Genomic DNA, 26,425 nt, shown 5'->3' with positions numbered 1-26,425 from the left:
GCCGACTGTATGGCCGGGACGGATGACAGTCGATGACAGACCAGACCGCGGTGCTGCGGGATGTGCGCCGGGGCATGATCCCCGCGCACATCTACAACGACACCGAGATGTTCGCCCTGGAGAAGGAGCGCCTGTTCGCCCGCGCCTGGATGTTCGTGGCCCATGAGTCCGAGATCGCCGGGCCGGGCGACTATGTGGTCCGGCGCGTGCTGGAGGACTCCTTCATCGTCACCCGCGACGAGCAGGGCGAGATCAGGGCCCACTTCAACATGTGCCTCCACCGGGGCATGCAGGTGTGCCGCGCCGAGATGGGCAACGCCTCGCACTTCCGGTGTCCGTACCACGGCTGGTCGTACCGCAACGACGGGCGGATCGTGGGGCTGCCCTTCCACCGGGACGCGTACGGCGGCGAGGCCGGATTCCGGCGCTCGGGGCAGCGGCTGCTGCCCGCGCCCGGCCTCGCCGTCTACAACGGGATGATCTTCATCAGCCTGGACGAGAACGCGCCTCCGCTGGAGGAGTTCCTCGGCGACTTCCGGTTCTACCTGGACTACTACACGAAGCAGAGCCCCAGCGGCATCGAGCTGCGCGGCCCCCAGCGCTGGCGGATCAAGGCCAACTGGAAGATCGGCGCGGAGAACTTCGCCGGGGACATGTACCACACCCCGCAGACGCACACCTCCGTCGTGGAGATCGGGCTCTTCCGCGAGCCCAAGGCGGAGAAGCGCAAGGACGGCTGCACCTACTGGGCCGGGAACGGCGGCGGCACCACCTACAAGCTGCCGCCCGGGGGCCTCGACGAGCGCCTGCGCTATGTCGGCTATCCGCAGGAGATGGTCGACCGGATGAAGGCGGCCTGGTCGCCCGAGCAGCTGGCGGTCATCGGCGACAACGGCTTCATGATCTCGGCGGCCTCCCTCTTCCCCAATCTCAGCCTGGTCCACAACTGGCCGCGTGTCGCCGACTCCGAGGACGTCCTGCCCTTCATCTCGATCCGGCAGTGGCAGCCCATCAGCGAGAACGAGACCGAGGTCCTGTCCTGGTTCGCGGTCGACGCGGAGGCCCCGGAGGAGTTCAAGGCGCTGTCGTACAAGGCGTATCTGATGTGCTTCGGCTCCACCGGCATGTTCGAGCAGGACGACGTGGAGAACTGGGTCTCCCTCACCAATACGGCGGCCGGGCCCATGGCACGGCGGCTGCTGCTCAACAGCCGGATGGGGCTGCTGGAGGACGGCGAGCCCGTGGTGCCCGCCCTCTCCCCCGGGCAGTTCGCCGGTCCCGGCACGGCCCGCACCGGCTACAGCGAGTACAACCAGCGCGAGCTGCTGAACCGCTGGGCCGACCATCTGGAACGTCCGCCGGCACGGGCGGCTTCCGTCGAGGTCGGGACGGGCAAGGGGGCGGGCGCGGGCACGGCGTGCGCAGGCCCAGGAAGCAAGGGCGCGGCCCCGGGCGCGGCAGACACCGCCGGCACCGGCCCGGGCACGGGTTCGGGCGCCGCGGACGACACGGACCGTACGGACCATCGGGCCGGCATCGGCGGCACCGGCAGCGCCCAGGGTCAGGGGGTCCGGGCATGAGCGACAGCACTCCCCCGCCCGTCGGCCGCTTGTCCGCGCTCTCGGTGCTCGGCCGCAACGCCCCCCGCCACCAGCGCACCGGCCGCCCGCTGCCCTTCGCCGACGAGCGCCACGCGCAGGCCCACCAGTGGCTGGTGGACGAGGCGTATCTGCTCGACGCGCAGGAGTACGAGGAGTGGCTGGAGCTGCTGACGGAGGACATCCACTATCTGATGCCGGTCCGGGTCACCACCGCGCTGGGCTCCGGCTACGACACCTCGCCCGGCATGGCCCACTTCGACGAGGACAAGTACTCACTGTCCCGCCGGGTGGCCCGCTTCCTGACCGAGCACGCCTGGACCGAGGACCCGCCGTCCCGTATGCGGCACTACGTCACCAACGTCCGCACCTTCGCCACCGCCGACCCGGACCACCTCGTGGCCGAGTCCGCCGTGCTGCTCTTCCGCAGCCGGGGCGATGTCAACGAATCGGCTCTGGTGTCGGCCGGGCGGGAGGACCTGCTGCGGCGCGGCCCGGACGGCTGGCTGCTCGCCCGCCGGACCATCCTGACGGACGAGTCCGTCCTGCGGATGCAGAATCTGGCGGTCTTCCTGTGAGCGGGGACCCCGGCCGGGACGGCGCGGGGGCGCGGCGGCCCGGCGGTGCCGCGCGGTCGGCCGCCGAGGAGCACGCCGGGCTGCTGGCGGCGGCGGACAGCGAACCGGTCACCGTGGCCAATGAGTTCGCGGAGATCCGGGTCGTCCGGGTGCGGACCCGCAACGGCGCCCGGCTGCTGGTCGAGTCGCCGCGGTCCGGCCAGTGGGTGACCCTGTGTCCGCTGGAGCTGGAGGCGCTGACCTGGCAGAACACGGCGACGTTCTCGGCGATGATCGGCAACCCGTTCGCCCCGCTGATCGGCGAGCCCGTCGAAGCCGTGGAAGCCGCCGGGTCCGACGATCCCCCGGGGCCCGGCGCTCCCGCCGAACCGGCCGAACCCGGTGTGTCCGGTGTATCCGCCGAGAGCGGCCGGGGTGGTGGCGACGACGGCGCGATTCCCGGGGCGGCTCCCGGCCGCTCGGAACCGGCCTCCGGACACCCCGAGGGCGGCGAGGCCGGATGAGCGGGGCGAACAGCGCGAACGGGGCGACCGGGACGGGCCGGATGAGCGGGAACGGCTGGCTGGCAGGGCGCCGGGCGCTCGTCGTCGGCGCGGGCTCCGGCATCGGCCGGGCCGTCGTGGACGCCTTCCGCGTCGAGGGCGCCCGTGTCGCCGTCCTCGAACGCGACCCGGACAAGAGCGCGCGCCTCACCGCCGAACTCCCCGACGTCCCGGTCACCGTCGGCGACGCGACCACCCCCGGGGCCAACAGCGCGGCCGTGACGGCCGCCGTGAACGCGTTCGGCGGGCTGGACGTCCTCGTCAACTGCGTCGGTGTCTTCGACTTCTACCGGGGCGTCGCAGAACTCGACGCCGAGGTGATCGACCGTGCCTTCGACGACATGTTCCGCGTGAACGTCAAGAGCCATCTGCTCTCGGTCAAGGCCGCCCTGCCCCATCTGCGGGCCTCCCGCGGCTGCGTCCTGCTGACCGAGTCGACGTCCGCGTACTACCCCGGGCGCGGCGGGGTGCTGTACGTGGCCTCCAAGTTCGCCGTACGCGGCCTGGTCACCGCGCTCGCGCACGAACTCGCGCCCGAGGTGCGGGTCAACGGCGTCGCGCCGGGCGGCACGCTCGGCACCGATCTGCGCGGCCTGCCCGGCCTCGGCCTGGAGGACCGGCGGCTCGACGACACCCCCGGCCGCGCCGAGGCCCTCGCCGCCCGGACCCCGCTGGGTGTCGCCCTCTCCGGCGACGACCACGCCTGGTCGTACGTCTTCCTCGCGTCCGAGCGCAGCCGGGGCATCACCGGCGGCTCGGTCCACCCCGACGGCGGCATGGCCGTTTCCACCGCAAGGAGAGAAGAACATGCCTGAACTCACAGCGGATCCGACCGCCTGCCAGGGCTACGCGAACTGTGTCGTCGCCGCGCCCGACACCTACGACATCGACGACGATGGGCTGGTGGTGCTGCTGCGCACGAGCATCCCGGAGGAGGACCGGGGGCGGGTCGCGGAAGCGGCCCGCAGCTGCCCGGTGTCCGCGCTGACGATCGAGGACCGGTGAACGGCACGGCGGTTGTCGTCGGGGCCTCCGTCGCGGGGGTGCGGACCGCGCAGGCGCTGCGCCGCGAGGGCTGGCGGGGGCGGCTGGTCCTGGTGAGCGACGAGCACCACACCCCGTACGACAGGCCACCGCTGTCCAAGCAGCTCCTGACCGGCGCCTGGGACGCGGCGCGCGCCGGGCTGCTCGACGAGGCGGCCGCGCGCGAGTCCGGAATCGAGCTGATCCTGGGCGCTGCCGCCGAACGGCTCGACCCGGCCGGGCGCGAGGTCCACCTCGTCGGCGGTTCCGTGCTCCCGTACGAGATCGTGGTGCTGGCCACCGGGGCCGCCGCCCGGCCCTCGCCGTGGCGGCCCGCCTCCGGGCTGCACGTCCTGCGCACGCTCGGCGATGTCACCGCGCTGCGGCGCGATCTGGAGCGGCCGGGCCCGGTGGTCGTTGTCGGGGGCGGTTTCATCGGCGCCGAGGTCGCCTCGGCCGCGCGGGCCCTCGGACGGGAGGTGACGGTCGTCGATCCGCTGCCCGTCCCGATGGGCCGGGCCATGGGCGACGCGATCGGGCGGCTGTTCACCGGGCTCCACCACCGCCACGGTGTCGCCACCGCCTTCGGAGTGGGGGTCGAGGACGTGACCGGTGAGGCGGGCGCGCTGGACGTGCGCCTAGGCGACGGGCGTTCCCTGCCCGCCGCCACGGTCGTGGTGGGCATCGGGGCCGTACCGAACGACGGCTGGCTCCGGGGGTCCGGGCTGCCGGTGGACGACGGTGTGCTGTGCGACGAGCACGGCCGGGTGCCCGGACACGACGGGGTGTACGCGGTGGGGGACGTGGCGCGCTGGCACCATCCGGGGCGCGGCGGGCGGGTGCGCGTCGAGCACTGGACCAACGCGGTCGAGCAGGCGGCCTGTGTGGCGCACACCGCCGTCCACCCCGGGTCGCCCCGGGCCCACGCGCCCGTCGAGTACGTCTGGAGCGATCAGTACGACTGGAAGGCGCACATCGTGGGCCGGCCCGCTTCCGCCCCGACGCACCGGATGATCGGGGACCCCGGCGGGACCCCGGCCCGTTTCGCGGCCCTCTGCAGCGACGACGGATCGCGGCTGACCGGGGCGGTGGTGGTCAACTGGCCGAGGGCGATGCTGCGGGCCCGCCGGATGACGGCCGCGGGTACCGGCTTCGCCGCGGCGGTGGAGGAGCTGTCCTCGACGGTGGTGGCCGCCCGTGCGTGAGCGCATCGCGACGGCGTGCCGGGTGCTGGCGGCCCGCGGCCTGGCCGACGGCATCCTCGGGCACATCAGCGTCCGCACCGGTGAGGACGAGGTCCTGGTGCGCTGCCGGGGACCCCGGGAGCGGGGTCTGGCCTGGACCGAGCCGGCCGACATCCACGCCGTCGGGCTCGACGGGGTCCCCCGGGACGGCATCGGGGACTGGTCGGTGCCGAACGAACTCCCGCTGCATCTGGAGGTGCTGCGGTCGCGCCCCGATGTGACGGCGGTCGCGCACGCCCATCCGCCCGCCGTGGTCGCCGCCGATCTCGCCGGGCTCGCGATCCGGCCCGTCGTCGGCGCGTACGACATTCCGGGGGCCCGGCTCGCGGCCGGGGGTGTGCCCGTGTATCCGCGCGGGGTGCTCATCCGCACCCGGCGGCTGGCGCGGGAGATGACCGACAGCCTCGGGGACCGGCCGGTCGTCGTGCTGCGCGGCCACGGCCTCACCAGTACCGGCGCCACTCCCGAGGAGGCCGTGCTGCGCGCGATCTCCGTGGACACGATCGCCCGGCTGTCGCTGACGATCGCCTCGGCGGGCGGTACCCCCGCCGATCTGCCGGCCGAGGACCTGGCGGAACTCCCCGACCTGGGGGGCGCGTTCAACGAGAGCGTCGCCTGGCGGCACGAGGTCGCCGGACTCCAGCCCGAGGGCGGGGGCAGGCCCGGTTCGTGATCCGGCCCCGGGCGCCGACGTCCCGGCGTCACGGGCGTGGTGTCCCGGGGCCTGCGTCGCGGGCGCCGGTGTCCCCGGCGCCCGGATGCCGTGCTGTGGGTCAGTGCAGGAGCCGGGACGCCTCCTCGACGGTGCCGACGAGCAGCTCCCCCATCCGGCGCTCCCCGGCCCGGTCCATCCGCCCGACCGGCACGGCCACATTGAACGCGATCTGCACCGGCAGCCGCCGGGCCGGGAACGCGACCGCCACCGAGGCGACCCCTTCCTCGCTCTCCTCGTCACTGGTGGCGTATCCGCGCCGCCGGATGCCCTCGATCTCGTGCTCCAGCTCCTCCCGGCTGCGGATCGAGTTCGCGGTCAGCCCCTCCAGCTGCTCGTCCGGGTACAGCCGCCGCAGCTCGTCGTCCGGTAGCTGCGCCAGCATGGCCTTCCCGGTCGAGGTGCAGTGCGCGGGCTTCGACTGCCCGAGCCGGGAGGCGACCCGTACCGCCCGGGGGCTCTCGATGGCGTCGATGAAGCGCACGGTGGTGCCTTCCAGCATCCCGGTGTGCACGGTCTCGGCCACGGCCTCGTTCACCCGCTGGAGGAACGGCCTCAGAGTGTCGCGTACGTCGAACCGCTGGAGGATCGAGAAGGCCACCCCGGTCAGGGCCGTCCCGGGAAGGTACGCCTTGGAGCGGGGGTCCTGGCGGATGAATCCCCGGTAGTGCAGCATGGCGAGCAGCCGGTGAGCCGTCGACGACGCCACCCCGAGGAAGTCCGAGACCTCCGTCAGCCGCAGTTCGTCGCGCTCGCCGAGCAGGAGCAGAATCCTCAGCGCGTTGTCGACCGACTCGATCGGATACTGGGGCGCGGGGCCCACGCCCACGGCCGTGCCCGCGTTCCGGGCCGCCCTCGGTCTCCTCCCCGCAGTCGGGGTCGGGTCCGGGACCGAGTCAGGGGCCGAGCTCGTGTCCGAAGCCGGCATCGAGTCCGTCACCGCAGTGGATTTCTTCATAGCAGAACTCTACGCCCTCATTGTTCTGCATCTCGAAGGCCCGGCGGACAGGGCACCCGTCACACGCCCGCCTCCGGGGGCTCACCGGCCAGTGCGCGGGCGGCGGTGACGGCGGGCCCGTCCAGGCCCCACTGCCCCTCGTCCCGGCGCTGCTCGGACTGCTCGTCGATCCAGCGGCTGTGGGCCTCCCAGGCGGCCTGCTTGCTGGTGCCGAGGGCCGCGCCGATCTGGGACCAGGAGGCGCCCGCGCGCCGGGCGGACCGTACGGAGAGCTGGCGGCCGTATCCCGCCTTGCGGGCGATCAGCTCGCCCAGCGCCAGGAGTTCCAGCGCCTCGGCCCGGGTGAGGGGCTCGGCGTCCGGGTCGAGCGGCTCGGTGCCGTCGGGGCCGTCATGACCTCCGGGCGGTGCCGCGAGGGCGTCACGGGTGCGCAGCGCCTCGTGGCGGGCGACCGCGGTCAGCAGCGTGAGTCGGCGTTCCAGCTCGTCGGGAGTTGCCATGAGCCGAGCATGCGCGTCAGGCTGCCTTGACGTCAAGCCCTCCTCACGTCAAGACAGCCTGACAGCCTGGGGTTCCGCCGGCCGGGTGGCGGCCGGACGGTCGAGAGCCCCCTCCCTGCACGGGGGACAGTGGAAGGGGCTCTCAAGGGCCTAGTGGGGGAAGCGCGTTACCGCTCAAAGGCCCTGGGGGTCGCCCACGGACCCTGGGGATAGTCGGTTCCGTGGGCGACGCTCTGGGAGGCCGCCGGGGGCGTTCTACGGCTGGGTGCCGTCGTCCGCCTTCCGGTCGGCGTGGCCCACGGACTCCGCGTGCTCCGCGGAGCCCGTGTGGCCTGCCGTCGCAGCGTCCTGCGGCGCTGTGAGGAACTGGTGCATGGACTTCAGGAAGAGGAACAGGGTGTCCTCGTCCTGGTCACCGGAGCCCTGCCCCGACCGCCGCCGGCCGTCCGCGTGGAACGCGGTTCCACGGCGGTCGCCGTCCGTCTCGCAGCGATCCGGGGTCCGGTAGTCCGTGCCCGGGTGGTCGGCCCTGCGGCCGTCCTCCTCCTGCGCCTCGTCCCTCAGGAGGTCGAGACCGCAGGGTTCCATGCCGCACCTGGCCCGGCCGAGTTGATGCCGGTGGTGCCGCAGATCTCGCAGTTCCCGTAGCTCCCGGAGGTACAGGGCGTCCGCCAGGGCCGTTCGCAGGGGGCGCTTCATCGGCGCGTCCCTTCGCCGTACGCCTGGACAGCCCAGTCGTCCTCCGGTCCCCAGTAGTTGACGTCAGCGGGCTGGCCGTATCCCTGGGGCTGCTGTTGCTGGGGATAGCCCTCGGGCATCGGCTGGCCCTGCCCCGGGTACTGCTGGTCGGGGTACTGCCCCTGGGGAGGCGGCCCCTGTTGGTACTGGGGCTGGTGCTGGGCCTGGTGCTGTGGGTACTGCGGCTGGTGATGGTGCTGGTACTGCGGGTACTGCTGGCTGTGCATCCCGTGCGCCTGGTGGGGCAGGTGCACCTGGGACTGCTGCGCGTGCTGGGGCTGTGGGTGTGCCCCTCGGCCGTACATCTGGCCGCCGTGCTGATGCTGCTGAGCATGCTGGTGCTGCCGCGCGTACTGGGTCCCGTGCGGTAGATGGCCGTGCGTGTATCCCTGTCCCATGGAGTGCTGGAACTGGAAGTTCGGCTGGGCCTGTGGCACATACGGCCGGAAGGTCTCCGGCTGCGGGTACTGATGCTGCCCCGGGTGCGGTTGCTGCCCCGGATGCGGCTGCTGCTCCTGGCCGGCCCCGGCCTCGGCCCCGGTCTCGGCACCGACGGAAGCCGGTACGCGCTCCTGCTCCAGGGTCTCGGACGTCTCGGACTCCTCGGACTTCTCGGCCGCCTTGGCGGCGTCGTCGCCCGGCATCAGCAGTTCCAGATCCTCGTGGCCGGCCTTGCGCTGCTGGTCGGCCCATTCCTGCAACTGAGCCTTGCAGGCCATGTCGAGGTGCGAGATGCCCCGCGCGTCCACGACGATCCGCCCCTTGTCGGCGACGGACCCCAGCGCGTCGATCAGCTTCGGCATCCGCAGGAAGGTCGCGTTGCCCCTGAGCTCCAGGCGGGCGCTGTCGCCGTCCGTGGTCTTGCGGATGGTCATGTGCGACATGCGCATCGCGGTGAGGACGACGGCGACCGCGAGACCGCCGATCACGCCCTCCAGGAGGTCCGTCATCACGATGGCGCCGGTGGTGATGAACATGACCAGGCCCTCGCCGCGGTCCGTCTTCCACATCTTCACGAAGGCGGGCGGGTTGAAGAGCTTCCACCCCGCGTGGAGAAGGACACCGGCCAGGACACAGATGGGGATGAATCCGAGCAGGCCCGGCAGCAGCAGGGCGAAGCCCAGGAGCCAGGCTCCGTGCAGGATGCGGGAGAGCTTGGTCTTCGCGCCAGCGTTGAGGTTGGCCGCGCTGCGGACGATGACCGCGGTCAGAGGCATCGCACCGAGCAGCCCGGACACCGTGTTTCCGACGCCCTGGGCGAAGAGCTCCTTGTTGTACTCGGTCCGCGGACCGGTGTGCATACGGTCCACCGCCGCCGCGCTGAACAGGCTCTCGCAGGAGGCGATGACGGTGAAGGTGATCACCATCGTCAGCACCTTCACATCGAGCAGACCCGCCATGTCGGACGGCCCGACGAAGTTGATGGCGTCGGTCAGGTTCTCGACCTTCACCTTGTTGACTTCCAGGGCGGGCATCGCGGCGATCACACAGCCGACCAGGACCACGACCAGCGGGGCGGGAACCTTGCTCAGCGGCGCGGGAACCTTGTACCAGAGGAAGCAGACCACGACCGCCATCACGCCGAGGAGCAGCGCCCCGACCTTGTGGGGGTCGTTGAGAACATCCGAGGCCAGTTCGGGGAGACCCGCGATGTTCTTGGGAGCCGTGCCGTGCTGCTTGGAGTCGACCAGCGCGTACGTCTGACTGAGCATCAGGGGAAGCCCGATGCCGGCGAGCATGCCCTGGACGACCGACAGGGAGATGGACTGAAACGCGCGGCCCATCTTGAGCATCCCGAGGCCCATCTGGAGCAGCCCGCTCATCAGCACGACAGGACCGAGCATCGCGACGGTGTGTTCGGTGACGAACTCCAGGACGAGCACGGCGAGTCCTGCGGCGGGACCGCTCACCTGGAGGGAACTTCCGGGCAGGAAGCCGACGATCAGACCACCGATGATGCCGGTGATGATTCCGAGGGCGACGGGCACGCCCGAGGCAGCCGCGACGCCGATGCACAGGGGCAGGGCGACGAGGAAGACGACGATGGAGGCCATGAAGTCAGTGCTGAAGGAACCGCGGGAGGAGGCCTTCTTGGGGGAAGTTGGCGACGGGCTGGCGCCACTGCTCCTTCTCGCGTGTCGCCCCGCACCGGGACGTATTCGTTCAGTTGACACAGTGTTCCTTTCGCCGCATCCGGGACCGGTGCGCCGGGTAAGAAGCACCCGGAGGGTTTCGCGACCGGTGGTCCGATGCGAGTGGGGGGTGTGAGATCCGGGTTGGGGCCCGGGTATCAGTTCCGGTGGAACACTCCGTGGAGCTCGTCGAGCTCAAGGACCTCGGCGGTGTCGACGCGGTAGTACCAGCCGTGCAGCTTCAGCCGGCCGGCGTCCACGGCGGCACGCACGCTCGGGTAGTTGCGCAGCGTCTCCAGCTGCGCCATGACGTGACGCTGGACGAATTTGGCGAGCGTCGCGTCGTCCGGCGGCGTGCCCAGCATCGGGGCCAGAGCGGGCCGCGCGAAGGCGACCCACTGGGCGACGCTGGGCAGGTCGGTCAGGTCCTGGTCGTTGGCCAGGGCGCCGACGGCTCCACAGTGCGAGTGACCGCAGACGATGATGTCCCGGACCTTCAGGACCTGGACCGCGTACTCGATGGTGGCGGCCTCGGCGGACTCCCGCTTGGGCTCGTACGGGGAGATGATGTTTCCGGCGTTGCGCAGTTCGAAGACCTCACCGGGGACGGCACCCGTGATGAGGGCGGGGATGACCCGGGAGTCGGAGCAGCTGATGAACAGGGTTCCCGGGGTCTGACCGGCCGCGAAACGCCGGAAGGTCTCGCTCTCGGGGGCCACACGGTGGCGGAAGTTCCGGGCGTTGGTAAGCAGTCGCTTCATGTCACGCTCCTCGCTGATCCAGCTGAGAACAGCTGGGACGGCAGAGACATCCGGGGTGGATGTCTTGGCCCGGAAGCATGCGCCCGAGTCATGAGTCATCTGTGAGATCACAGTGAGAGAGTTCTCACCGCTCTGACAACGATGTCAGCCAGGCGGGCCGGGCCCCGTGAACGGGGCTGCCGACCCATACCCCGGCAGGTCACAGGGCCATCGTCAAGGTGGAGAGATGGACATCGTCACCTCGGGCACGAGCCCGTTTTGCCGCGGATCAGGAAAGAGATGAACCGGTAGGAATCACATGACACCGGTAGTGCGGGAAATACAGTAAAAAACAGGTACTTGTCGATACGCCGGAATCAGGCCCGCAGCCGGTATCCGACCCCCCGGATGGTCTCCACCCGGTCGGGTCCGAGCTTGCGCCGCAGATACCTCACATATACGTCGACGATGTTCGACCCCGGGTCGTAGTCGAACCCCCAGACGCGACTCAGTAGTTGCTCGCGCGTCAGGACCTGGTCAGGATTTCGCAGGAATACTTCGGCCAGAGCGAACTCCCGCGCCGAGAGCTCGGCCACCCGTCCCTCCACATGGACCCTGCGCGTACGCAGATCGAGGACGAGGTCGCCCACCCGGAGCACGGATGCCTCGGGTCCGCCCTCACCGCGCAGCCGCAGCCGTACCCGTGCCAGTAATTCCTCGAAGGCGAACGGCTTGGAAATGTAGTCGTCCGCCCCTCCTTCGAGTCCCGCCACGACGTCCGAGACGCTGTCCCGGGCCGTCAAGATGACCACCGGAAGTGTGACGCGAAGCTCACGAAGCTTGCGCAGGACGGTCAGTCCGTCGACCGCGGGCAGCCCGAGATCCAAGATCATCAGATCGCAGTCACCCGCTCTGGCGTGCTCGTATGCCGACAGGCCGTCACCCACCACCGCCGTCACGAACCCGTTGCTCCGCAAGCCCTTTTCGACGAAGGAAGCGATTCCTGCCTCGTCCTCCGCTATCAGAATCCGTTGCATGGTGTCCTCTCTGCCAAGGGAAATAAGCCGGCAAGTCCAGCACAAAACGGGCACCGCCCGTCTCGGCGTCCTCCACCCACGCGGTACCGCCGTGCGCCTGGGCGATCTCCCGCACGATGGCGAGCCCCAGCCCGATCCCGGTACCGGCCTGGGCGGGTGAGGTGACCCGGCCCGCCTGGACGAACCGGCCGAAGATCCGTTCGCGGTCCACGGGCCCCACTCCGGGTCCGGTGTCGCGGACCCACAGGAGCACCCGCCCCTCCCGTACCGCCGACCCCATCTCGATGAGGTCGCCGTCCAGCGTGTGGCGTACCGCGTTCGCCGCCAGCTGGATCAGGCCCTGGGTGAGCCGCTGCCCGTCGACCAGGACGGTCGCCTCGGAAACGGCCGCCACCCGCCAGTGCCGTGGACCGAGCGCGCGCGCCTTGGCGACCACGTCCACGATCAGATCGGTCAGATTGGTCTCCCCCACCGTGAGGAAGTCCGGGCGCTCCGCCCTGGCCAGCAGCAGGAGGTCGTCCACGATCCGGCTCATCCGGTCGAGTTCGTCGACCACGAGCGCGCGGGTGGTGTCCCACTCCCCCGCCCAGTCGCCCGAGCCCTCCTCCATCAGCTCCAGGTGTCCCCGTACGACGGTGATGGGGGTACGCAACTCGTGCCCCACCTCGTCGAGGAACCGGCGCTGGGTGGTGAAGGCCCTCTCCAGCCGGTCCAGCATGTGATTGAAGGTGTGTGCCAGGGCGGCGACGTCGTCGTCACCGCGCACGTCGAGCCGCTGGGTCAGATCCGACTCGCTGATCCTGGCGGCCGTCTGCCGTACCAGCCGCACCGGGGCCAGGATCCGTCCCGCCACCAGCCAGCAGGCGAAGCCCGCGAAGACCAGCGCGCCGAACCCGGTGAACAGCAGCAGCTTCGCCAGCCTGCGCTCCTCGCTGAGCTGACGGTCGCGGAACTCCAGGATCACCAGGCGTACATCCTGGGTGTCACCGGCGACCTTCACCGGCACGACGCCGTAACGCACCTTGCCTGCGGCCGAGTCGAGCCAGCCGACCCGGGTGTCCCGTCCGCCCTTGACCGAGGACAGCTCGCGGACGACTTCCGGGTCCCGGTCGAGCCGTACGGGGGCGTCGTTGACGTTCGGGCTGACCAGATGGGCCCTGCCGTCCACGATGCTGAAGAACGTCTCGTCCCGGTTCGGAAGGTAGGTCCTCATATAGTCGCGCAGGAGTGCCGCGCCGTCGGTGCCGGGAGTCTGCGCTTCCGCCTGAGCGTGTGTACGCAACTGTTTCACCTCCTGCTGAAGCTGAGCGTCGACCTCGTCGTCGAGCTGTGCCTGCCAGACCACGGTGAGTCCCACCGTGGGGGCGGCCAGCGCCGCGCCCACCAGCAGAAGCATCCAACCGACAATCCGAGATCTTGCGCTTGCTGTGCGCCGCCGCACTGTCTACCTCTCATCGCTTTCGTCGTCGGAGTCTCCTCCGCTGCTGCCACCGCCACCGCCACCGATGCCGCCGTCGTCACCGTCGTCACCGTCGTCGTCTCCCCCCGTCCCCGGACCGGGGCCCGGCGTGGACGGCGTGGCTCCGTCGGTGCTGTGCGGCGGAGTGGGGGTTCCCGCGGGACTGCCCCCGGACCCTTGGGAGAACGGGGGCTTGGACGGTACGTACGGGGGCGGGTCGTAGGAGGGTGGGGAGGATGTGGTCGGCGGTGGGGGTGCCGAGGTTCTCGACGTCGCCGACGGCAGCGGTACGGAGGGTTCCTCCGGCTGCGGGCTCGTCTTCTGCACGATGATGACGGGACCGAGGTCCAGAGGTTCCGGATTCCCCGCCCAGACGCGTCCCGCCACCATGCCGGCGCCCGCGAGGGCACACACCGCCGTGATCACCAGATTCGCTTTTCTCAGCCTCATGCGGAGAGTCTGCGCGGTGGATCGAACGGGTGAATGAAAGAGGAGAGCATTCTCATTTCCCGCCCTGTGGCGTGCCTTCACGCGCGGGGAGGGGACCGTTCCGGATTCCGCTTCCGAGTCGGAGTCCGCGCTTGTCGGGTGGGGTGCAGCGGGCCCCGGACGCGTGCTCTCACCGGGGCCCGCTCGATGTCTCGTTCGGTGTCTGCTTCTGTGAGAACGCAGGGCCGCGATGACGGAACGGAAGCGCATCCTTCTTCACCATTCTCTGGTCGGTCGTGGTGGCCGTCGGGGCGTTCGCCCGGGCGCCGGGCGGGTGTGGATGTCGGTGGTCGCGTCGGTGTCGGTGGTCGTGCTGATGCCGGCTTCGGTGGTCGTGCCGGTGGCCGTCTCGCACGCGGTGCCGTCGGTCGTGTCGTCCCCGTCTCGTTCCTCGTGTTGTCCCGGGTCACATGGGCGGTCGCCGGGAGATACGGCACAACGCCCCCGAAAACTCAGAAGGCGTCCCAGGCAACACATGCGGAACCCTCCCTACGCAGACAAATGAATGAATTCGGGTTGATCTGAGGGGATTTACTCCGGGGCTACGGGGGTGGCGCGGTACACCCGGCGGGTCGCTGGGACGCCTCCAGAGGGCCGACCGGGAGCACCCGGCGGAGCACTCGGGCAGTCAGGGCGATCCAGCGACCCGGGTGTGGGCCGTCAGCGGCCGGGCGCACGGTGCTCCCGGCCCGGAAGCGGAGGCCGTCCGACTCAGGAATGACCGTTACGGGAGGTTCTGTCAGGTTTTCCACGACGGTCTCGGCGCCGGCCGTCGACGCCGGTCCTCCGTGCGGGCCTTCCTCGTCGGCCGGAACCCGGGTGCGTACAACTGCGCATCCCCGGCCCGGTACGGGAACGCGGGACGCCCCGCAAACCGGACTCGGCGCTATATTCCGTCCTCAAATGCTCACCGAGCCGCTGCGCACCATCGCCTCCTCCGCCAGGGGAGCCGGGCCGGGGGGAACTGCGACTCCGGAAGGACGGCGTCCTGGAGTACGGGGTCGCGACCCGACCACCGCGCTCACCCGGGCCGAACGGCTGCGTATCGGCGGGGGACTGCTGTCGGCGCCACTGCGGGAGGGAGCGCTGACCGCGATGGAGCCCGCCCCTACTGGACCGGTTCGCCCCCGAACAACCGCTTTCGGGGGCGGCCACGGCGTCCGGAGCCGGTTGAGTCGGCGTCGGCACCCACGCCAGGTCGCCGTTCACTCCCACGCTCGTCGACGAGGAGCGCGATGGCGGGCCTCACCGGTCACCACCCGGTGGTCGTACGTCTCCACACGGCGAACCGGCCCGGATGCGGAGCCGGTCGTCCGAGCCCGGACTCGGCGGCTGGAGCGACGATCCGCCCGGCCTCGCCTGCCGCGCGAGGAAGTGCCCACGGCGACGAAAGCCGTCCGCCGGCCGAACGATACGGAGACCGACCCACGGTCCGCCGGCCCACGGCCGATCAGTCCCGCCCAAGGGGTTGTGTCCGCGTCACGGCCGAGGACGTCCGGCCACTGGCGCCGCTGACGGGAAGGAGGTGGCTGGTCGCCCGGCCCCCGGGAGCCGAAGGTGTCCGGACGCCGATGACCGGGCAGCCGAGGGGACCGGCCTCCGGTGACCGGTCTCCAGGGTGCCGGCGGCCGGGGCGTAAATCGTGTTGAGCCGGGTCAGGGGCCGGTGACAACCTAACCCGATGGCCGATCGCGCTTTTTCGGAACCCGCTCTCGCCGCCCTCTACGACCTGCTCAACCCACAGGAGGAACGGGACGACTTCTCCTTCTATCTCCCCATCGTCATGGCTGCGCGATCTGTCCTCGACGTCGGCTGCGGTACGGGAGCCCTGCTGCACTCCGCCCGCCTCGCAGGTCATACGGGACGGCTCGTCGGCCTCGACCCGGCGCCCGGGATGCTGGAACAGGCCCGTACCCGTACCCCTGCTCCCGGCGCCCGTCCGCCTGTTCCCGGTGGGGACCCCGTCGGCGCATCCGCCGTGCCGGACATCGAGTGGGTACTCGGTGATCTCCGGTCGTTCCGTCCGCAGGGCGAGTTCGAGCTGATCGTGATGTCGGGCCATGCCTTCCAGGTGTTCCTGGAGGACGAGGAACTGCGGGACGCGCTGGCCGCGATCGCCTCCGCCCTGACCGACGAGGGCCGCTTCGCGTTCGAGACGCGCAATCCTCCCGCGCGGGCGTGGGAGTCGTGGAACACCACCGAGGCGTACGACAGCGAAGTCATCAGCCCTTCCGGTGAGCCGGTGCGAACGGCCATCGAGGTGGAGACCCCGGTGACCGGGGACATCGTCTCGTTCACCTACACGTACTCCAGTCCGGCCTGGCAGAGGCCCGAACGCAGCCGCAGCAGCCTGAGGTTCCTCGGCGTGGACGCCCTGTCCTCCCGTCTCTCCGAGGCCGGGCTGACGGCCGAGCGGCAGTACGGGAACTGGGACCGCACCCCGGTGACCGGCACCAGCCCGGAGATCATCACCATCGCGCGCCGCCGCCACACCGCCGGGAGCCATCGGCACCCGGGGAGCGCCCCGGCGTAACAGGTGCGCCGGGTTCCGTACGGAAGTCCGGGTCCTCGTAGCGCCTGGCCAGGGAATGTGCCCAGGTCCGCAGCTCTCGACGGCCCAGATCTCGGGGGATCGGGTCCCGCAGGACCGGAGGCTCCCGGTCGCGGGGCCCAGGGTCGCGGGGCCCCGGTCGCGAAGTCCCGGAGTCGCGGAGTCATCACAGGATCCGTCGGCGGACCAGCACCGCGAGCACCGCCACTCCGGGCAGCAGGGGCAGCCACACGGTGAGGAAACGGAAGCCGATGACGGTGGCCGTCGCGACGACCAGCGGCGCACCGGCCGTCATCAGCGAAACGGCCAGGGCCGGTTCGACCGAGCCGATACCGCCCGGCGCGGGGATCAGCCCGGCCGCCATGCGCGCCGTCAGATGGGCGATCACGATGTACGCCCAGGGCAGGGACAGCCCCAGTGCGAACGCGACGCACACCAGCACCCCGGACTGGAGCAGGGGAAACGCGAACGCCCCTCCCCACAGGGCCAGCGTCCGGACCGGCATGGCGTGCAGGGTGCGCGCGTCCGTCAGTGCCGTACGCAGAAATCCGGCGACGATCTCGCGCAGCCTGCGGACGGTGAACAGGACGGCTCCCACCAGCGCGATCACCCCGGACACGGCACTCGCCACGGCCAGCAGGGCCTGCCCCGGCGGCAGGAGTTCATGCAGCCGCAGCGCTCCGGGGAACGCCATCACCAGCCCCGCCAGGAGCGCGACCCTGGCGACCGCCTCGACCAGGGTGTAGAGGGCGAGCGCCGCGGTCGACCGGCCCAGCGGAATGCCACAGCCACGCAGAAAACGCAGGGTGACCACATGCGCGCCCAGCCCGACCGGGAGCAGATGGTTGGCGGCACCGGCCGCGAACTGCGACGCCAGCAACCGCCCGGCGGGCAGCCGTTCCACGATCGTTCCCTGCCGTACGCAGGAGGCGGCCACCCAGCACAGTCCGGTGAGCACACCTCCCATGACCAGCCAGCCGGGGTCCGCCGCGCCGAGACGACCGACCCCGGAGGCGACCAGGGACCAGTTGCCGAACGTCCAGGCCACGACCAGCGCGAACGGCACCAGACAGACGATCCGCCGCACGGGCAGTCGACGCCCCCACCGCACCGAGGACTCCCGCCGCGTCCCACCCTCCGGGGAGAGGACACCGGCCCCTGCTCCTGCCTCGGTCGCGGCCCCTGCTCGCACGCCGATCCCGGCCCGGAGGTCTACCCCTGCCTGGGAGTCGGTTCCTGTCTGACTACGGGTCCGGGACATGGCCACGCTCTCGACCGTCCTTCTTGCTCCGGGGACTGCTCTGACGTTCAACGGCCGGCTTCCCGCTTCGGTTCGTTCTCTTCGGAACGGCGGGGCCGCTCTCTCTGCAGGAACCTTTCGTCATGGCCGGCCTCCCGAAGCCGGACTCGTCATCCGTTGAACAGGCCGACGGCAGGAGCAGGTCATGCTCCTGTGTACGGCCGGGACACGGACGGATACTCAGAAACTTCGATGAGGACTCACTCACCTGCCGAGTAGCTGCACGGATACCGCCCTTCGGACCGTGCCCAGAGGCTGATACCCATGAACAGGCGACTCAAGAACGTGCACTGGGCCACAATGCGGCTCCTGCTGGGAAGCGTCGGGCGGCTCAGCGAGGGCATCGGCATCGGATACCGCCACGGCTTCGACAGCGGATCGATGCTCGACTACGTCTACGTCAACCAGGCCCGCGGCCGTCTTGGTGTCGGGCGGCTCATCGACCGCGTCTATCTGAACGCCATCGGCTGGCGCGCCATCCGCGCCCGGCGTGAACTCCTCAAGGACATCCTCCGCCAGGAGATCACCGACCGCGCGGGCGCGATCGGTGAGCCAGATACGAGCGGGGCGGCCGGTGCCGTCGGCGCAGTCGGCCCGACCGGGGCCGCCGGGGCGGAGGCGGAGTCCGGGGCACGCGGGGCCGCCGAACCGACCGACCCCCGAAGCAGCGAGCCCGGCAGCGCCGGACCCGAGCCCATCGGGAACGAGACGATCGGCGCTGAGACCGTCAGGACCGAGAACTCCCGGTCACACCGGCAGGGCGGGTCTCTCGGTCGGGCCGTCCCGGCCGGGAGCGCAGGCCGGCCCGGGCCGACCGGGCCCCGGGGCAGCCGGTCGGCCGGACGGGCCAGGCCGGTCGCGATCCTGGATGTGGCGTCCGGGCCGGGCCGCTATCTGCAGGACGTCGTCGAGGAGTTCGCCTCCGGAACCGTACGGGTGGAGTGCCGCGACCTGGACCGAGCCGGCCTCGCCCAGGGCGAACGCCGGGCCCGCGAACGCGGACTCACCGGCATCACCTACTCCCCGGGCGACGCCCTCGACCCCCGGCCCGGCGACCCCGCCCCCGATGTGATCGTCGTGTCCGGGCTCTACGAACTGCTGCTCGACGACTCCGTCATCGCCGCCTCCATCGCGCGGCTGCGGAACATGCTGGCGCCCGGCGGTGTCCTCGTCTTCACCACCCAGACCCGCCACCCTCAACTGGAGTTCATCGCTCATGTTCTGCCCAATCGTGACGGCGCTCTGTGGGTGATGAAGTGCCGTTCGGTCGAGCAGGCGGAACGCTGGGCCACCGACGCCGGCTTCACCCGGGTGGCCAGCCGCCGGGAGTCGGTGGGCCTGTTCACGGTGACGACAGCGCGGAACTGACCAGCAGCACGAACGCCGCAATCGTGAACAGGGTCCGGACAAGGTGGAGCCTGTTCCAGCGCGGCTCGAAGGCAGCCCTGGCCTCGCTGTCGGCCCGATCGCCCCCGGTCCCCGGTGCCCCTCTCTTCTCCGATGCGGCCAGCGCGTTGTTCAGCGGGATGTTCCCGGCGATGGTGATGACGTGGTTGACCACTGAACAGGCCAGGCCCGCCACCAGGAGCCAGAGCGCGGTGTCACTGCGCTCGTCGACGGGCACCACGAGACACACCGCCGGGAACACGATGATCCCGAAGAAGGTCGACAGGAACAGCGGGCGCGGCACGACTTCGTTGATACGACGCATGGCCGCGAGGAACTGTTCGTCGGAGAGCCGGGCGAGCGCGGGCATGACCCCGGTCCGGAACGTCAGCATGAAGCCCCCGTACAGGCCCGTCGAGATGATCGCGAGAGCGAGAAGCACAGTGGCCATGGCACCCATGATGGCCCCTCATCCCGCGCTGATCACCCCTCACTCACACCGATCCGCTCCCGTTCCTCATGCACGCTCCCCCCTTGCTCCGTGCTTCTCCGGTCCACCGCGCCGTCCGCCGGTCCTTCCCACCCGGACTCCCCGTCCCGCCCAAAGACTCAGTGCCTGAGCCGTTGCGCCTGCCCGATCGCGTCGGCCAGCTGACGCACCTCCTTGTCCTCGGTCCTGCTCGCCAATTCCCTTGCCAGTCCTGCCAGCTCACCGAGCTCCGGTGCGCCCGGCATCTCTCCGTCTCGCAGCGACTCGGCGAAGTAGGCCGCGACCGCCGTGACCTGGAAGCGGGCCGACGCCTCGCTCCACAGCGCCTGGTCGACCGCATCGGTCGCGATCGAGCCCGACTCCTCGTGCGGATCCCGGGTCGACGGGTCGAGCCAGCGGACGGTCGCCGTCGCGAGATGACCGCTCGCCCCCGCGCGGAGCCGTACGGCGTACAAGGCCGTCACCGTGTGGTCGGCCCCCACCTCACCGCCGTCCACCCGGTCGTTGCGGAAGTCCTCGTCCGCCACATCCCGGTTCTCGTACCCGATGAGCCGGAACTGCCGCACGGTCTCGGGGTTGAAGGCCACCTGTGCCTTGGCGTCCCGGGCCCGTAGCTCCACCTGCGTGGGCAGGGTGTCGCGGAAGACCTTGCGGGCCTGCTCACTGGTGGACACATAGGTGGTGTGCCCGTCGCCCTTGTCCGCGAGCCGTTCCATGAGCGCGTCACCGTACGTACTGCCGACGCCCACTCCGAACAGGGTGATGCCGTAGGTCCGCCGCGCGTCCTCGATCCGGTCCAGGATCGTGTCGGCCCGGGTCGCTCCGGTGTTGGCGAGAGCGTCGGAGAGGAGCACCACCCGGTTGGTGGCACCGCTCCGGCGGCCCTTGACCGCCGTGTCGTAACCGGTCCGCACACCCGCCTCGACATTGGTGGACTCGGCCGGCTCCAGGCTTTCGATCACCTCTCGGACCCGGTCCCGGTTTCCGTCGAGCCTGGTCATCGGCAGTCGTGTCCTCGCCGTGTCGCTGAAGGTGACCACCGCGACCGAGTCGTCGCCGCGCAACTCGTCGGTGAGGATGCCCAGCGACTCCTTCACCAGGTCGAGCCGGCCGGGTTCGCCCATGGAACCGGAAATGTCGATGACGAAGGTGAGGGCGGCGGACGGCCGTTCGCCCGTGCGGTCGGAGGGGCGGGTGGAAAGCCCGACCCTCACCAGGGACCAGTCGTCGCCGCCCTCGTCCTCCCGTCCGGCCTCTCCCCGGATCTCGCCGTCGGTGCCCCGGGGGTGGGCGCCGTCGACGGTCACCGAGAAGCCGTTGCCTTTCGGCCTCGGATAGTCCTGCCGGAAGCTGTTGATGAACTCCTCGGGCCGGATGGCGTCCACAACCGGCCGTTTTCCGTCCTCCAACGTGCGGCGGGCGTAGCCGTACGAGGCGGTGTCCACGTCGAGCGCGAACGTCGAGAGGTAGTCCGCCCGCGGTCGGGTGCTCTCAGATGACCGGTCCCGCTTCTTTCCCTCCGCCCCGTCCGCCGAGCCGTCCGGACCGGTCGCGGGCGCTCCGCCGCCCCCGCCGCCCGGGAGCGGGGGCGCTATCGCACCGTCGTCGCGCGGCAGGGAGGTGTCGGACGAGGATTTCTGGTTGCTCCCGTCGTCGCTGCATCCGGCGGTCAGCAGCACCGCGCCGGCCAGCAGTGCGGCGAGCAGTCCTCCCGCCGCCCGTGTGCCGGACGTCCTCGCACCGTGCGCCCGGACGCGGAGGGAGTTCGGTGCGCAGAGGGACGTCCTGGCGCCGGACCTCCGTGCATCGCTGAGCTTCCTTGTGCTGGGCTTCATCCGGACTCCCCTGAATCGTCGGCACTTGTGACTGTGACGTCCGGGGCGGTTCGCAGGAGCCGACGGCAGAGTTGCGGATGGATCTCAATGCGGCAACAGGCGGAAGCTGTTGCTCCGGGTCGCGCGGCGCTCGGTCAGCCTTCTTCCCAGCTCACACTGCCCACCCCGCTCCCTCCTCCGCAGGTCGCCGACGACCAGCCGGACTGGCCGGGGCTGAGCGTGATCCACCTGCCGTTCGCGTCGGGCCACAAGCCGCAGACGACGACGGCGCGGAAGGCGACGACCTGGCTGCTGTGGTTGGAACAGTCCGCTCTGCCCGTCCGGCCGTCGGTGCTGGTGCTGCACGACAGCAGCGCGGGCCGCGGGGCGGACTCCGCCGCGTGGGCGGTCGGGCTCACGGCGATCAGCGGCAGCGCGGCGGCGGAAAGCGCCATGGCGGTGATACGACGGATCATGCTGAACTCCCCTTCGCTGAATGACCTCACTCGGGTCTCGTGTCTTCAAGCGTGTCCAGCCGGGCGCCGGAATCAAAGCGAGTGGCTAGGATTCGCCAGTCTCTGACCAGGCCCTTGTCACGGTGTGCTGCCGTGTGCGTACATGGAGTCGCGCGCGGGTCCGGGGGGACGGACCGTGTGTCAGCGGGAATAGCGGGGGATGATGTGCCATGTCAGTGGCGGTGGTTCCGGGCTCCGCGCTCGGCGGGGAAGTATCGAGGTCTGTCCTGCGGGAGGCGCCGGGACAGCCCGTTCAGGGAGTCACGCGCGTCAGAGCGGCCCTGGCGGGCCTGGTCCGCTCGGCACGCCATGAGCTTCTGAGCTTCGACGATCCGGCGGGCGCGCTCGGCCAGGGCGTTCCCGAGCCCTTTCTGAGATTCGCCGGGACCTGTGTGCGGACGGCCGCCGCCCGGACGACGACGGTGCGGCGGATCGCTCCTCGCCATGGTCTGACGCATATCCGCGAACCCTGGCGCTGCCCCGGCGAGGCCAGGGTCACGGACTCCATCCCGTTCAAGATAATCGTCGCGGACCGCTCGGTCGCCGCCGTGCCGCTCGATCTCGATCTGCACTACAACGGCGTGCTGCTGATCCGGGACCCCGTCGTCGTCCAGACCCTCGTGCGCACGCATCGTGCCTGGTGGGACGGCGGTGACGACCTGACCAGGCATGTGCTGCCCCATGCGATGCCCGCCCATCTCCAGCCCGTCCTCCAGGCCATACTGGCCGGCCTCACGGACGATGCCGCCGCGGCCCGTCTCAATATGTCCGGACGGACCTACAGCCGTCGGGTGGGTGAGCTGCTGGCCGCTCTCGGCACGACGAGCCGCTTCCGTGCCGGAGCGGAAGCGGCTCGTCGGGGCTGGATCTAGCCACGGTCCATCCCTCCGGCCGTCGACCGGTGCCCGGGCCGCTGAGGGCGGGGCTCGGCCGGCTTCCTGGAAACAAGGAAGGGCGCACCGGGCGGAGGAGCGGTGCTAGGACACGATGTCCTTCCGGGCGAAGTTGCGGAAGGCCAGAGCGAACAGCACCAGCGCGTAGGCCACCGAGACGGACGCGCCCTTCACCATGCCGCTCCACTCCAGCTGGGGCTGGAGTGCGTCGATCCAGGCGAACTGCCAGTGCGCGGGCAGGACATCGCGCCAGGAACCGAGTGCGGTGACCGCGTCCAGCACATTGCCGACGATGGTCAGCCCGACCGCGCCGCCGACCGCGCCGAGTGGGGCGTCGGTCTTGGTGGACAGCCAGAACGCAAGCCCTGCCGTGACCAGTTGGGAGAGGAAGATGAAGGCCACCACCAGCGCCAGACGCGGCAGCGTCTCGGCGGTCGCGAGAGAGCCGCCCGTGGGCAGCTTCAGCGGCCCCCAGCCGTAGGCGATCGTGCCCGCCGCCAGGGCGACCAGCGGCAGCAGCACCATCGCCGCGGCGCTGAAGCCGAGTGCCACCGCAAGCTTGGACCACAGCAGCCGGGTCCGCGGGACGGGCGCGGCCAGGAGATAGCGCAGGGAGGACCAGTTCGCCTCGGATGCCACGGTGTCGCCGTGGAACAACGCGACCGGGACCACCAGAAGAAAGCCCGCCGAGGCGAACAGACAGGTGGCGGCGAAGTTGGCGGCCGATGCGGTGGCCGTGTCCATGAGGGTGATACGGCCGTTCTCCCCGCCGTCGGGTGAACCGCCGATGGCGAAGGCGACGATCAGCACGAGGGGCAGCGCTGCCAGCACCCCGGCCATCACCATCGTCCGCCTGCGCTTCAGCTGCCGTACCGCCTCCACACGCAGCGGCAGGGTGTGCCCGGCCCGGTAGCCGGGTGCCGAGTCGATCAGCGTGCTCACGCGGAACCTCCGATCAGGGTGAGGAAGGCATCCTCCAGGCGGCGATGCGGGCCGACTCCGGTCAAGGGGACGTCCATCCGGACGAGTTCGCTGATCAGCACGGTGGAGGTGGTCCCGTCCAGCCGGATGAGGAGCCCTTCGTCGACGCGCGCGGCGGAGCCGATTCCGGGCAGCGCGCCGATCTTCTCGACGACCGGGTCGGACACCTCGGCGGAGGTGGTGACGAGGAGGGTGTCGCTCTCGCCCGTGATCTCCGCGACCGGCCCGGCCTGGATCAGCCGGCCTCGGTCCATGACGACCAGATGGGTGCAGGACTGTTCGACCTCGGAAAGGAGGTGACTGGAGACGATCACTGTGCGGCCCCCGGCCGCGTACCGGATCATCACATCCCGCATCTCGCGGATCTGTGGCGGGTCGAGTCCGTTCGTCGGCTCGTCGAGGATCAGCAGATCCGGCATACCGAGCATGGCCTGGGCGATGGCGAGCCGCTGCCGCATGCCCTGGGAGTAGGTGCGTACGGCGCGGGCGAGAGCATCGCCGAGACCCGCGATCTCCAGGGCCTCCTCGATATGGGCGTCCTCGGCGGGGCGGCCGGTGGCCCGCCAGTACAGCTCCAGATTGTCACGGCCCGAAAGATGCGGCAGAAAGCCGGCGCCTTCGACAAAGGCACCCACCCGGGAGAGCACGGGCGCGCCCGGCCGGATGGCATGGCCGAAGACACGGATCTCGCCCTCGTCGGGCCGGATGAGACCCATCAGCATCCGCAGGGTGGTCGTCTTGCCCGCGCCATTGGGCCCGAGGAGGCCGAGGACCTGGCCCCTTTCGACGCGGAAGGAGACATCTCGTACGGCATAGCGGTCGGCGGACTTCGCGTACCGCTTGGTGAGTCCGGTGATCTCCAGGGGGACTCCGGCGAGCTCGGGGTCGGGTGCCGGGGCGACGGTGCGCCTGCGGGCGGTGAACAGCAGCACCGCCGCCACCAGCGCGCCCGCGGCCGGGAGGCCCCAGGTCCACCAGGGCAGTCCGGCGGCCTCGGTCTTCACGGTGGGCGCGGTGGGCACGGTCAGTGTGCCGGGCCCGGTGAGGGCGACGGTGTACGTGGCGGGTTCGGCCGGGGAGGCATAGCCCAGGTCGGTGGCGGAGAGCACCAGCCGCAGCCGGTGGCCTGCGTCGACCTCGTGGTCGACGGCCGGCAGGGTCAGGGCGACGTCCTTGCCCCGCTGGGCGTTCTCGACGCGGACGGGGGCGACGAGCTGGGAGGGCAGGATCTGTTCGCGGCCGTCGGGGCCGACGTCGTACACCTTTCCGAAGAGGACGGCCTCTCCGGTGGTGGAGGTGATGTTGACGCGGACGGTGGGTGAGCCGGTGATCCGCAGTGACCGCGGAAGGGGCTCGGAGTCGAAGCGGGCGTGCTGGCCGGGGAAGTCGAGGGAGAGTCCGACGCCCAGTGAGGAGAACTGTCCGAGTCCGCCGCTGAGGCCGGGGACGGCGGAGATGGCGGGCGGATTGGCGCCGGCCGGGTTGGCGAAGCTCTGTTCCCGGCCGGAGAGTGTGACGGGCCGCGGGCCACTGTCGAGTCCGGGGTAGCGGTTGGCCGTCGCGCCGCGCAGCAGGGCCTGGCCGTCGGTGGAGTCGACGCCTCCGGTCCGGCTGACGCGGAAGGCGGGTCCGGTGTCGGTGCCGGTGTCCTGCTGGAGATGGCGGTCGAACCAGGACGTGACACGGTCTTCGATGCGGTCGGTCTCGCGGTCGCCGCCGTCGTGACCACCGGCGATCCAGTCGACGGCGACGGGTGCGCCGTTGGCGCTGATGCGCTGGGCCATGGCGTCGGCCTGCCCGAGCGGGAAGAGCGAGTCGGCCTGGCCCTGGACGATCAGGGTGGGCACCTTGATCCGGTTGCCCACGGCGGAGGGGCTGCGGCTTTCGAGGAGGCGCCGGGCCTCGGCGTCCGGCTTTCCGGCGACGGCGACCCGTTCGTACATGGTGCAGAGTTCCGGCTGGAAGCGTCCGCAGCCGCCGGGGTTCGCCGGGTCCTCGGCGGGGCCGGATCCGGGTGCGGTGGCGCCCGCCGTGCCCGCGGGCGGGTCGGCGGGGGCACCGGTGGGTTCACCGGGGGACGGGCCGGTGATCGGGGTGCCCGCCGAGCCCGTGGAGAAGAAGATCCCGGCCCACAGCTTCTTGAAGACGCCGTCCGGGAAGAGCGCGTCCGACAGGTTCCAGTAGGTGATCGCGGGCGCGATCGCGTCCACCCGGTCGTCGTGACCGGCGGCGAGCAGGGAGATCGCTCCACCGTAGGAGGCCCCGGCGACGCCGACGCGCGGGTCGCCGTCGGCGTCGAGCCGGACCTCGGGGCGCTTCGCCAGCCAGTCGATCAGCCGGGTGACGTCCTTGACCTCGAAGTCCGGGTCGTTGAGTCCGATCTGCCCGGTGGATTCGCCGAAGCCCCGGGCGGACCAGGTCAGCACGGCGTAGCCGTCACGGGCCAGGTTCTCGGCCTGGGCGCGCACATCGTCCTTGCTGCCGCCGAATCCGTGGGCGAGAAGGACGGCGGGTCGCCGTTCGTCCGTGTCGCCCGAGGTGAAGTAGGAGGTGTCGATCTTCGCACCGGGCATGTTCTGCGTCCGGTCCTCACGGTGGACGGGCGCGGCGGTGTCGTCGGCGACCGCCGTCCAGGTGCCCGCACCGGCGAGGGCGGCGAACGCGGCGGCGCCCGCGAGCCATCGGCCCCGCGAGCGTGGCCGGGGAAGTCGGATCTGCATGTTTGAAACCTTAAGCGGTCCTTCT

Annotated in this window: 24 protein-coding genes; 10 read left to right on the top strand and 14 right to left on the bottom strand. The window is 70.9% G+C overall.

Annotation, left to right across the window (positions count from 1 at the left end; translation table 11 throughout):
- Window positions 1-32 precede the first annotated feature (32 nt).
- The 7 genes from ACFYT4_RS14060 to ACFYT4_RS14030 are packed head-to-tail and all read left to right on the top strand — an operon-like array spanning window position 33 to window position 5,658.
- Complete coding sequence (locus tag ACFYT4_RS14060; RefSeq protein ID WP_389267966.1) at window positions 33-1,580, top strand: Rieske 2Fe-2S domain-containing protein; 1,548 nt, start codon at window positions 33-35, stop codon at window positions 1,578-1,580.
- A complete protein-coding gene (locus ACFYT4_RS14055; RefSeq protein WP_389267964.1) occupies window positions 1,577-2,176 on the top strand; it encodes a 3-phenylpropionate/cinnamic acid dioxygenase subunit beta in 600 nt (199 codons plus the stop codon). Before ACFYT4_RS14060 ends, ACFYT4_RS14055 begins: the two co-directional genes overlap by 4 nt.
- Complete coding sequence (locus ACFYT4_RS14050) at window positions 2,173-2,679, top strand: hypothetical protein (protein ID WP_389267962.1); 507 nt, start codon at window positions 2,173-2,175, stop codon at window positions 2,677-2,679. Before ACFYT4_RS14055 ends, ACFYT4_RS14050 begins: the two co-directional genes overlap by 4 nt.
- Window positions 2,676-3,533 carry a 3-(cis-5,6-dihydroxycyclohexa-1,3-dien-1-yl)propanoate dehydrogenase gene (hcaB, locus tag ACFYT4_RS14045; RefSeq protein WP_389267960.1) on the top strand — a complete coding sequence of 286 codons (858 nt, stop codon included), beginning with the start codon at window positions 2,676-2,678 and terminating at the stop codon, window positions 3,531-3,533. The genes ACFYT4_RS14050 and hcaB overlap by 4 nt, the downstream gene beginning before the upstream one ends.
- Window positions 3,526-3,723 carry a ferredoxin gene (locus ACFYT4_RS14040; protein WP_389267958.1) on the top strand — a complete coding sequence of 66 codons (198 nt, stop codon included), beginning with the start codon at window positions 3,526-3,528 and terminating at the stop codon, window positions 3,721-3,723. Before hcaB ends, ACFYT4_RS14040 begins: the two co-directional genes overlap by 8 nt.
- Entirely contained in the window at window positions 3,720-4,946 is a 1,227-nt protein-coding gene (locus tag ACFYT4_RS14035) for an NAD(P)/FAD-dependent oxidoreductase (RefSeq protein WP_389267956.1), read from the top strand. Before ACFYT4_RS14040 ends, ACFYT4_RS14035 begins: the two co-directional genes overlap by 4 nt.
- A complete protein-coding gene (locus ACFYT4_RS14030) occupies window positions 4,939-5,658 on the top strand; it encodes a class II aldolase/adducin family protein (protein ID WP_389267954.1) in 720 nt (239 codons plus the stop codon). Before ACFYT4_RS14035 ends, ACFYT4_RS14030 begins: the two co-directional genes overlap by 8 nt.
- A gap of 100 nt (window positions 5,659-5,758) precedes the next feature.
- Here the strand turns inward: ACFYT4_RS14030 and ACFYT4_RS14025 are convergent, their stop codons facing one another.
- The 8 genes from ACFYT4_RS14025 to ACFYT4_RS13990 form a co-directional block, all read right to left on the bottom strand.
- Window positions 5,759-6,655, bottom strand: coding sequence for an IclR family transcriptional regulator (locus ACFYT4_RS14025; protein ID WP_389267952.1), 897 nt, complete (start codon window positions 6,653-6,655; stop codon window positions 5,759-5,761).
- Window positions 6,656-6,714: 59 nt separating this feature from the next.
- Complete coding sequence (locus ACFYT4_RS14020; RefSeq protein ID WP_389267950.1) at window positions 6,715-7,155, bottom strand: hypothetical protein; 441 nt, start codon at window positions 7,153-7,155, stop codon at window positions 6,715-6,717.
- Window positions 7,156-7,410: 255 nt separating this feature from the next.
- Entirely contained in the window at window positions 7,411-7,854 is a 444-nt protein-coding gene (locus ACFYT4_RS14015) for a hypothetical protein (protein ID WP_389267948.1), read from the bottom strand.
- The gene (locus ACFYT4_RS14010) at window positions 7,851-9,947 is read right to left on the bottom strand and encodes a SulP family inorganic anion transporter (RefSeq protein ID WP_389267946.1); all 2,097 of its coding nucleotides are present in this window, start codon (window positions 9,945-9,947) and stop codon (window positions 7,851-7,853) included. The genes ACFYT4_RS14015 and ACFYT4_RS14010 overlap by 4 nt, the downstream gene beginning before the upstream one ends.
- 236 nt (window positions 9,948-10,183) lie before the next feature.
- The gene (locus ACFYT4_RS14005) at window positions 10,184-10,786 is read right to left on the bottom strand and encodes a carbonic anhydrase (protein ID WP_389267944.1); all 603 of its coding nucleotides are present in this window, start codon (window positions 10,784-10,786) and stop codon (window positions 10,184-10,186) included.
- Between the two features lie 356 nt (window positions 10,787-11,142).
- Window positions 11,143-11,802, bottom strand: coding sequence for a response regulator transcription factor (locus ACFYT4_RS14000; protein WP_361962446.1), 660 nt, complete (start codon window positions 11,800-11,802; stop codon window positions 11,143-11,145).
- Window positions 11,705-13,198, bottom strand: coding sequence for an ATP-binding protein (locus tag ACFYT4_RS13995; protein WP_389267941.1), 1,494 nt, complete (start codon window positions 13,196-13,198; stop codon window positions 11,705-11,707). Before ACFYT4_RS13995 ends, ACFYT4_RS14000 begins: the two co-directional genes overlap by 98 nt.
- A gap of 48 nt (window positions 13,199-13,246) precedes the next feature.
- Window positions 13,247-13,711 carry a hypothetical protein gene (locus tag ACFYT4_RS13990; RefSeq protein WP_389267939.1) on the bottom strand — a complete coding sequence of 155 codons (465 nt, stop codon included), beginning with the start codon at window positions 13,709-13,711 and terminating at the stop codon, window positions 13,247-13,249.
- Between the two features lie 1,720 nt (window positions 13,712-15,431).
- Between ACFYT4_RS13990 and ACFYT4_RS13985 the strand changes: the two genes are divergently transcribed.
- Window positions 15,432-16,283: a class I SAM-dependent methyltransferase gene (locus ACFYT4_RS13985; RefSeq protein WP_389267937.1), complete on the top strand. Its 852-nt coding sequence runs from the start codon at window positions 15,432-15,434 to the stop codon at window positions 16,281-16,283.
- A gap of 184 nt (window positions 16,284-16,467) precedes the next feature.
- Here the strand turns inward: ACFYT4_RS13985 and ACFYT4_RS13980 are convergent, their stop codons facing one another.
- Window positions 16,468-17,412, bottom strand: coding sequence for a YbhN family protein (locus tag ACFYT4_RS13980; protein ID WP_389267935.1), 945 nt, complete (start codon window positions 17,410-17,412; stop codon window positions 16,468-16,470).
- A gap of 453 nt (window positions 17,413-17,865) precedes the next feature.
- On the opposite strand from ACFYT4_RS13980, the gene ACFYT4_RS13975 reads away from it, so the two are divergent.
- Window positions 17,866-18,969: a class I SAM-dependent methyltransferase family protein gene (locus tag ACFYT4_RS13975; protein WP_389267933.1), complete on the top strand. Its 1,104-nt coding sequence runs from the start codon at window positions 17,866-17,868 to the stop codon at window positions 18,967-18,969.
- Here the strand turns inward: ACFYT4_RS13975 and ACFYT4_RS13970 are convergent.
- From ACFYT4_RS13970 to ACFYT4_RS13960, 3 genes are all read right to left on the bottom strand, one after another.
- On the bottom strand, window positions 18,944-19,438 hold the full coding sequence (locus ACFYT4_RS13970) for a DUF1772 domain-containing protein (RefSeq protein ID WP_389267931.1): 495 nt from the start codon (window positions 19,436-19,438) through the stop codon (window positions 18,944-18,946). The two genes, ACFYT4_RS13975 and ACFYT4_RS13970, sit on opposite strands and share 26 nt — an antisense overlap.
- Window positions 19,439-19,596: 158 nt before the next feature.
- Window positions 19,597-21,312, bottom strand: coding sequence for a von Willebrand factor type A domain-containing protein (locus ACFYT4_RS13965; protein WP_389267929.1), 1,716 nt, complete (start codon window positions 21,310-21,312; stop codon window positions 19,597-19,599).
- Window positions 21,313-21,446: 134 nt separating this feature from the next.
- Window positions 21,447-21,767 (bottom strand): hypothetical protein, encoded by a 321-nt coding sequence (locus tag ACFYT4_RS13960; protein ID WP_389267927.1) that lies wholly within the window; start codon window positions 21,765-21,767, stop codon window positions 21,447-21,449.
- Window positions 21,768-21,976: 209 nt separating this feature from the next.
- On the opposite strand from ACFYT4_RS13960, the gene ACFYT4_RS13955 reads away from it, so the two are divergent.
- A complete protein-coding gene (locus tag ACFYT4_RS13955; RefSeq protein WP_389267925.1) occupies window positions 21,977-22,678 on the top strand; it encodes a DNA-binding response regulator in 702 nt (233 codons plus the stop codon).
- A gap of 105 nt (window positions 22,679-22,783) precedes the next feature.
- Here ACFYT4_RS13955 and ACFYT4_RS13950 read toward each other — a convergent pair whose 3' ends face one another.
- Both ACFYT4_RS13950 and ACFYT4_RS13945 read right to left on the bottom strand, forming a co-directional pair.
- Window positions 22,784-23,641 (bottom strand): ABC transporter permease, encoded by an 858-nt coding sequence (locus ACFYT4_RS13950; RefSeq protein ID WP_389267923.1) that lies wholly within the window; start codon window positions 23,639-23,641, stop codon window positions 22,784-22,786.
- Window positions 23,638-26,400: an alpha/beta fold hydrolase gene (locus ACFYT4_RS13945; RefSeq protein WP_389267921.1), complete on the bottom strand. Its 2,763-nt coding sequence runs from the start codon at window positions 26,398-26,400 to the stop codon at window positions 23,638-23,640. Before ACFYT4_RS13945 ends, ACFYT4_RS13950 begins: the two co-directional genes overlap by 4 nt.
- Window positions 26,401-26,425 lie beyond the last annotated feature (25 nt).

The organism is Streptomyces sp. NPDC004609, assembly GCF_042873655.1.
Classification (GTDB): domain Bacteria; phylum Actinomycetota; class Actinomycetes; order Streptomycetales; family Streptomycetaceae; genus Streptomyces.
Note: the sequence above shows the minus strand (reverse complement) of the source record. Positions and strands in the feature narration are given on the sequence as shown.

Bases quoted from the DNA above. Each gene is read 5' to 3' on its own strand.
- ACFYT4_RS14060 (WP_389267966.1), top strand. From the start codon at position 33: ATGACAGACCAGACCGCGGTGCTGCGGGATGTGCGCCGGGGCATGATC.
- ACFYT4_RS14055 (WP_389267964.1), top strand. From the start codon at position 1,577: ATGAGCGACAGCACTCCCCCGCCCGTCGGCCGCTTGTCCGCGCTCTCG.
- hcaB (WP_389267960.1), top strand. From the start codon at position 2,676: ATGAGCGGGGCGAACAGCGCGAACGGGGCGACCGGGACGGGCCGGATG.
- ACFYT4_RS14040 (WP_389267958.1), top strand. From the start codon at position 3,526: ATGCCTGAACTCACAGCGGATCCGACCGCCTGCCAGGGCTACGCGAAC.
- ACFYT4_RS14025 (WP_389267952.1), bottom strand. From the start codon at position 6,655: ATGAAGAAATCCACTGCGGTGACGGACTCGATGCCGGCTTCGGACACG.
- ACFYT4_RS14020 (WP_389267950.1), bottom strand. From the start codon at position 7,155: ATGGCAACTCCCGACGAGCTGGAACGCCGACTCACGCTGCTGACCGCG.
- ACFYT4_RS14015 (WP_389267948.1), bottom strand. From the start codon at position 7,854: ATGAAGCGCCCCCTGCGAACGGCCCTGGCGGACGCCCTGTACCTCCGG.
- ACFYT4_RS14010 (WP_389267946.1), bottom strand. From the start codon at position 9,947: ATGGCCTCCATCGTCGTCTTCCTCGTCGCCCTGCCCCTGTGCATCGGC.
- ACFYT4_RS14005 (WP_389267944.1), bottom strand. From the start codon at position 10,786: ATGAAGCGACTGCTTACCAACGCCCGGAACTTCCGCCACCGTGTGGCC.
- ACFYT4_RS14000 (WP_361962446.1), bottom strand. From the start codon at position 11,802: ATGCAACGGATTCTGATAGCGGAGGACGAGGCAGGAATCGCTTCCTTC.
- ACFYT4_RS13995 (WP_389267941.1), bottom strand. From the start codon at position 13,198: ATGCTTCTGCTGGTGGGCGCGGCGCTGGCCGCCCCCACGGTGGGACTC.
- ACFYT4_RS13990 (WP_389267939.1), bottom strand. From the start codon at position 13,711: ATGAGGCTGAGAAAAGCGAATCTGGTGATCACGGCGGTGTGTGCCCTC.
- ACFYT4_RS13985 (WP_389267937.1), top strand. From the start codon at position 15,432: ATGGCCGATCGCGCTTTTTCGGAACCCGCTCTCGCCGCCCTCTACGAC.
- ACFYT4_RS13975 (WP_389267933.1), top strand. From the start codon at position 17,866: ATGAACAGGCGACTCAAGAACGTGCACTGGGCCACAATGCGGCTCCTG.
- ACFYT4_RS13970 (WP_389267931.1), bottom strand. From the start codon at position 19,438: ATGGCCACTGTGCTTCTCGCTCTCGCGATCATCTCGACGGGCCTGTAC.
- ACFYT4_RS13965 (WP_389267929.1), bottom strand. From the start codon at position 21,312: ATGAAGCCCAGCACAAGGAAGCTCAGCGATGCACGGAGGTCCGGCGCC.
- ACFYT4_RS13960 (WP_389267927.1), bottom strand. From the start codon at position 21,767: ATGATCCGTCGTATCACCGCCATGGCGCTTTCCGCCGCCGCGCTGCCG.
- ACFYT4_RS13955 (WP_389267925.1), top strand. From the start codon at position 21,977: ATGTCAGTGGCGGTGGTTCCGGGCTCCGCGCTCGGCGGGGAAGTATCG.
- ACFYT4_RS13945 (WP_389267921.1), bottom strand. From the start codon at position 26,400: ATGCAGATCCGACTTCCCCGGCCACGCTCGCGGGGCCGATGGCTCGCG.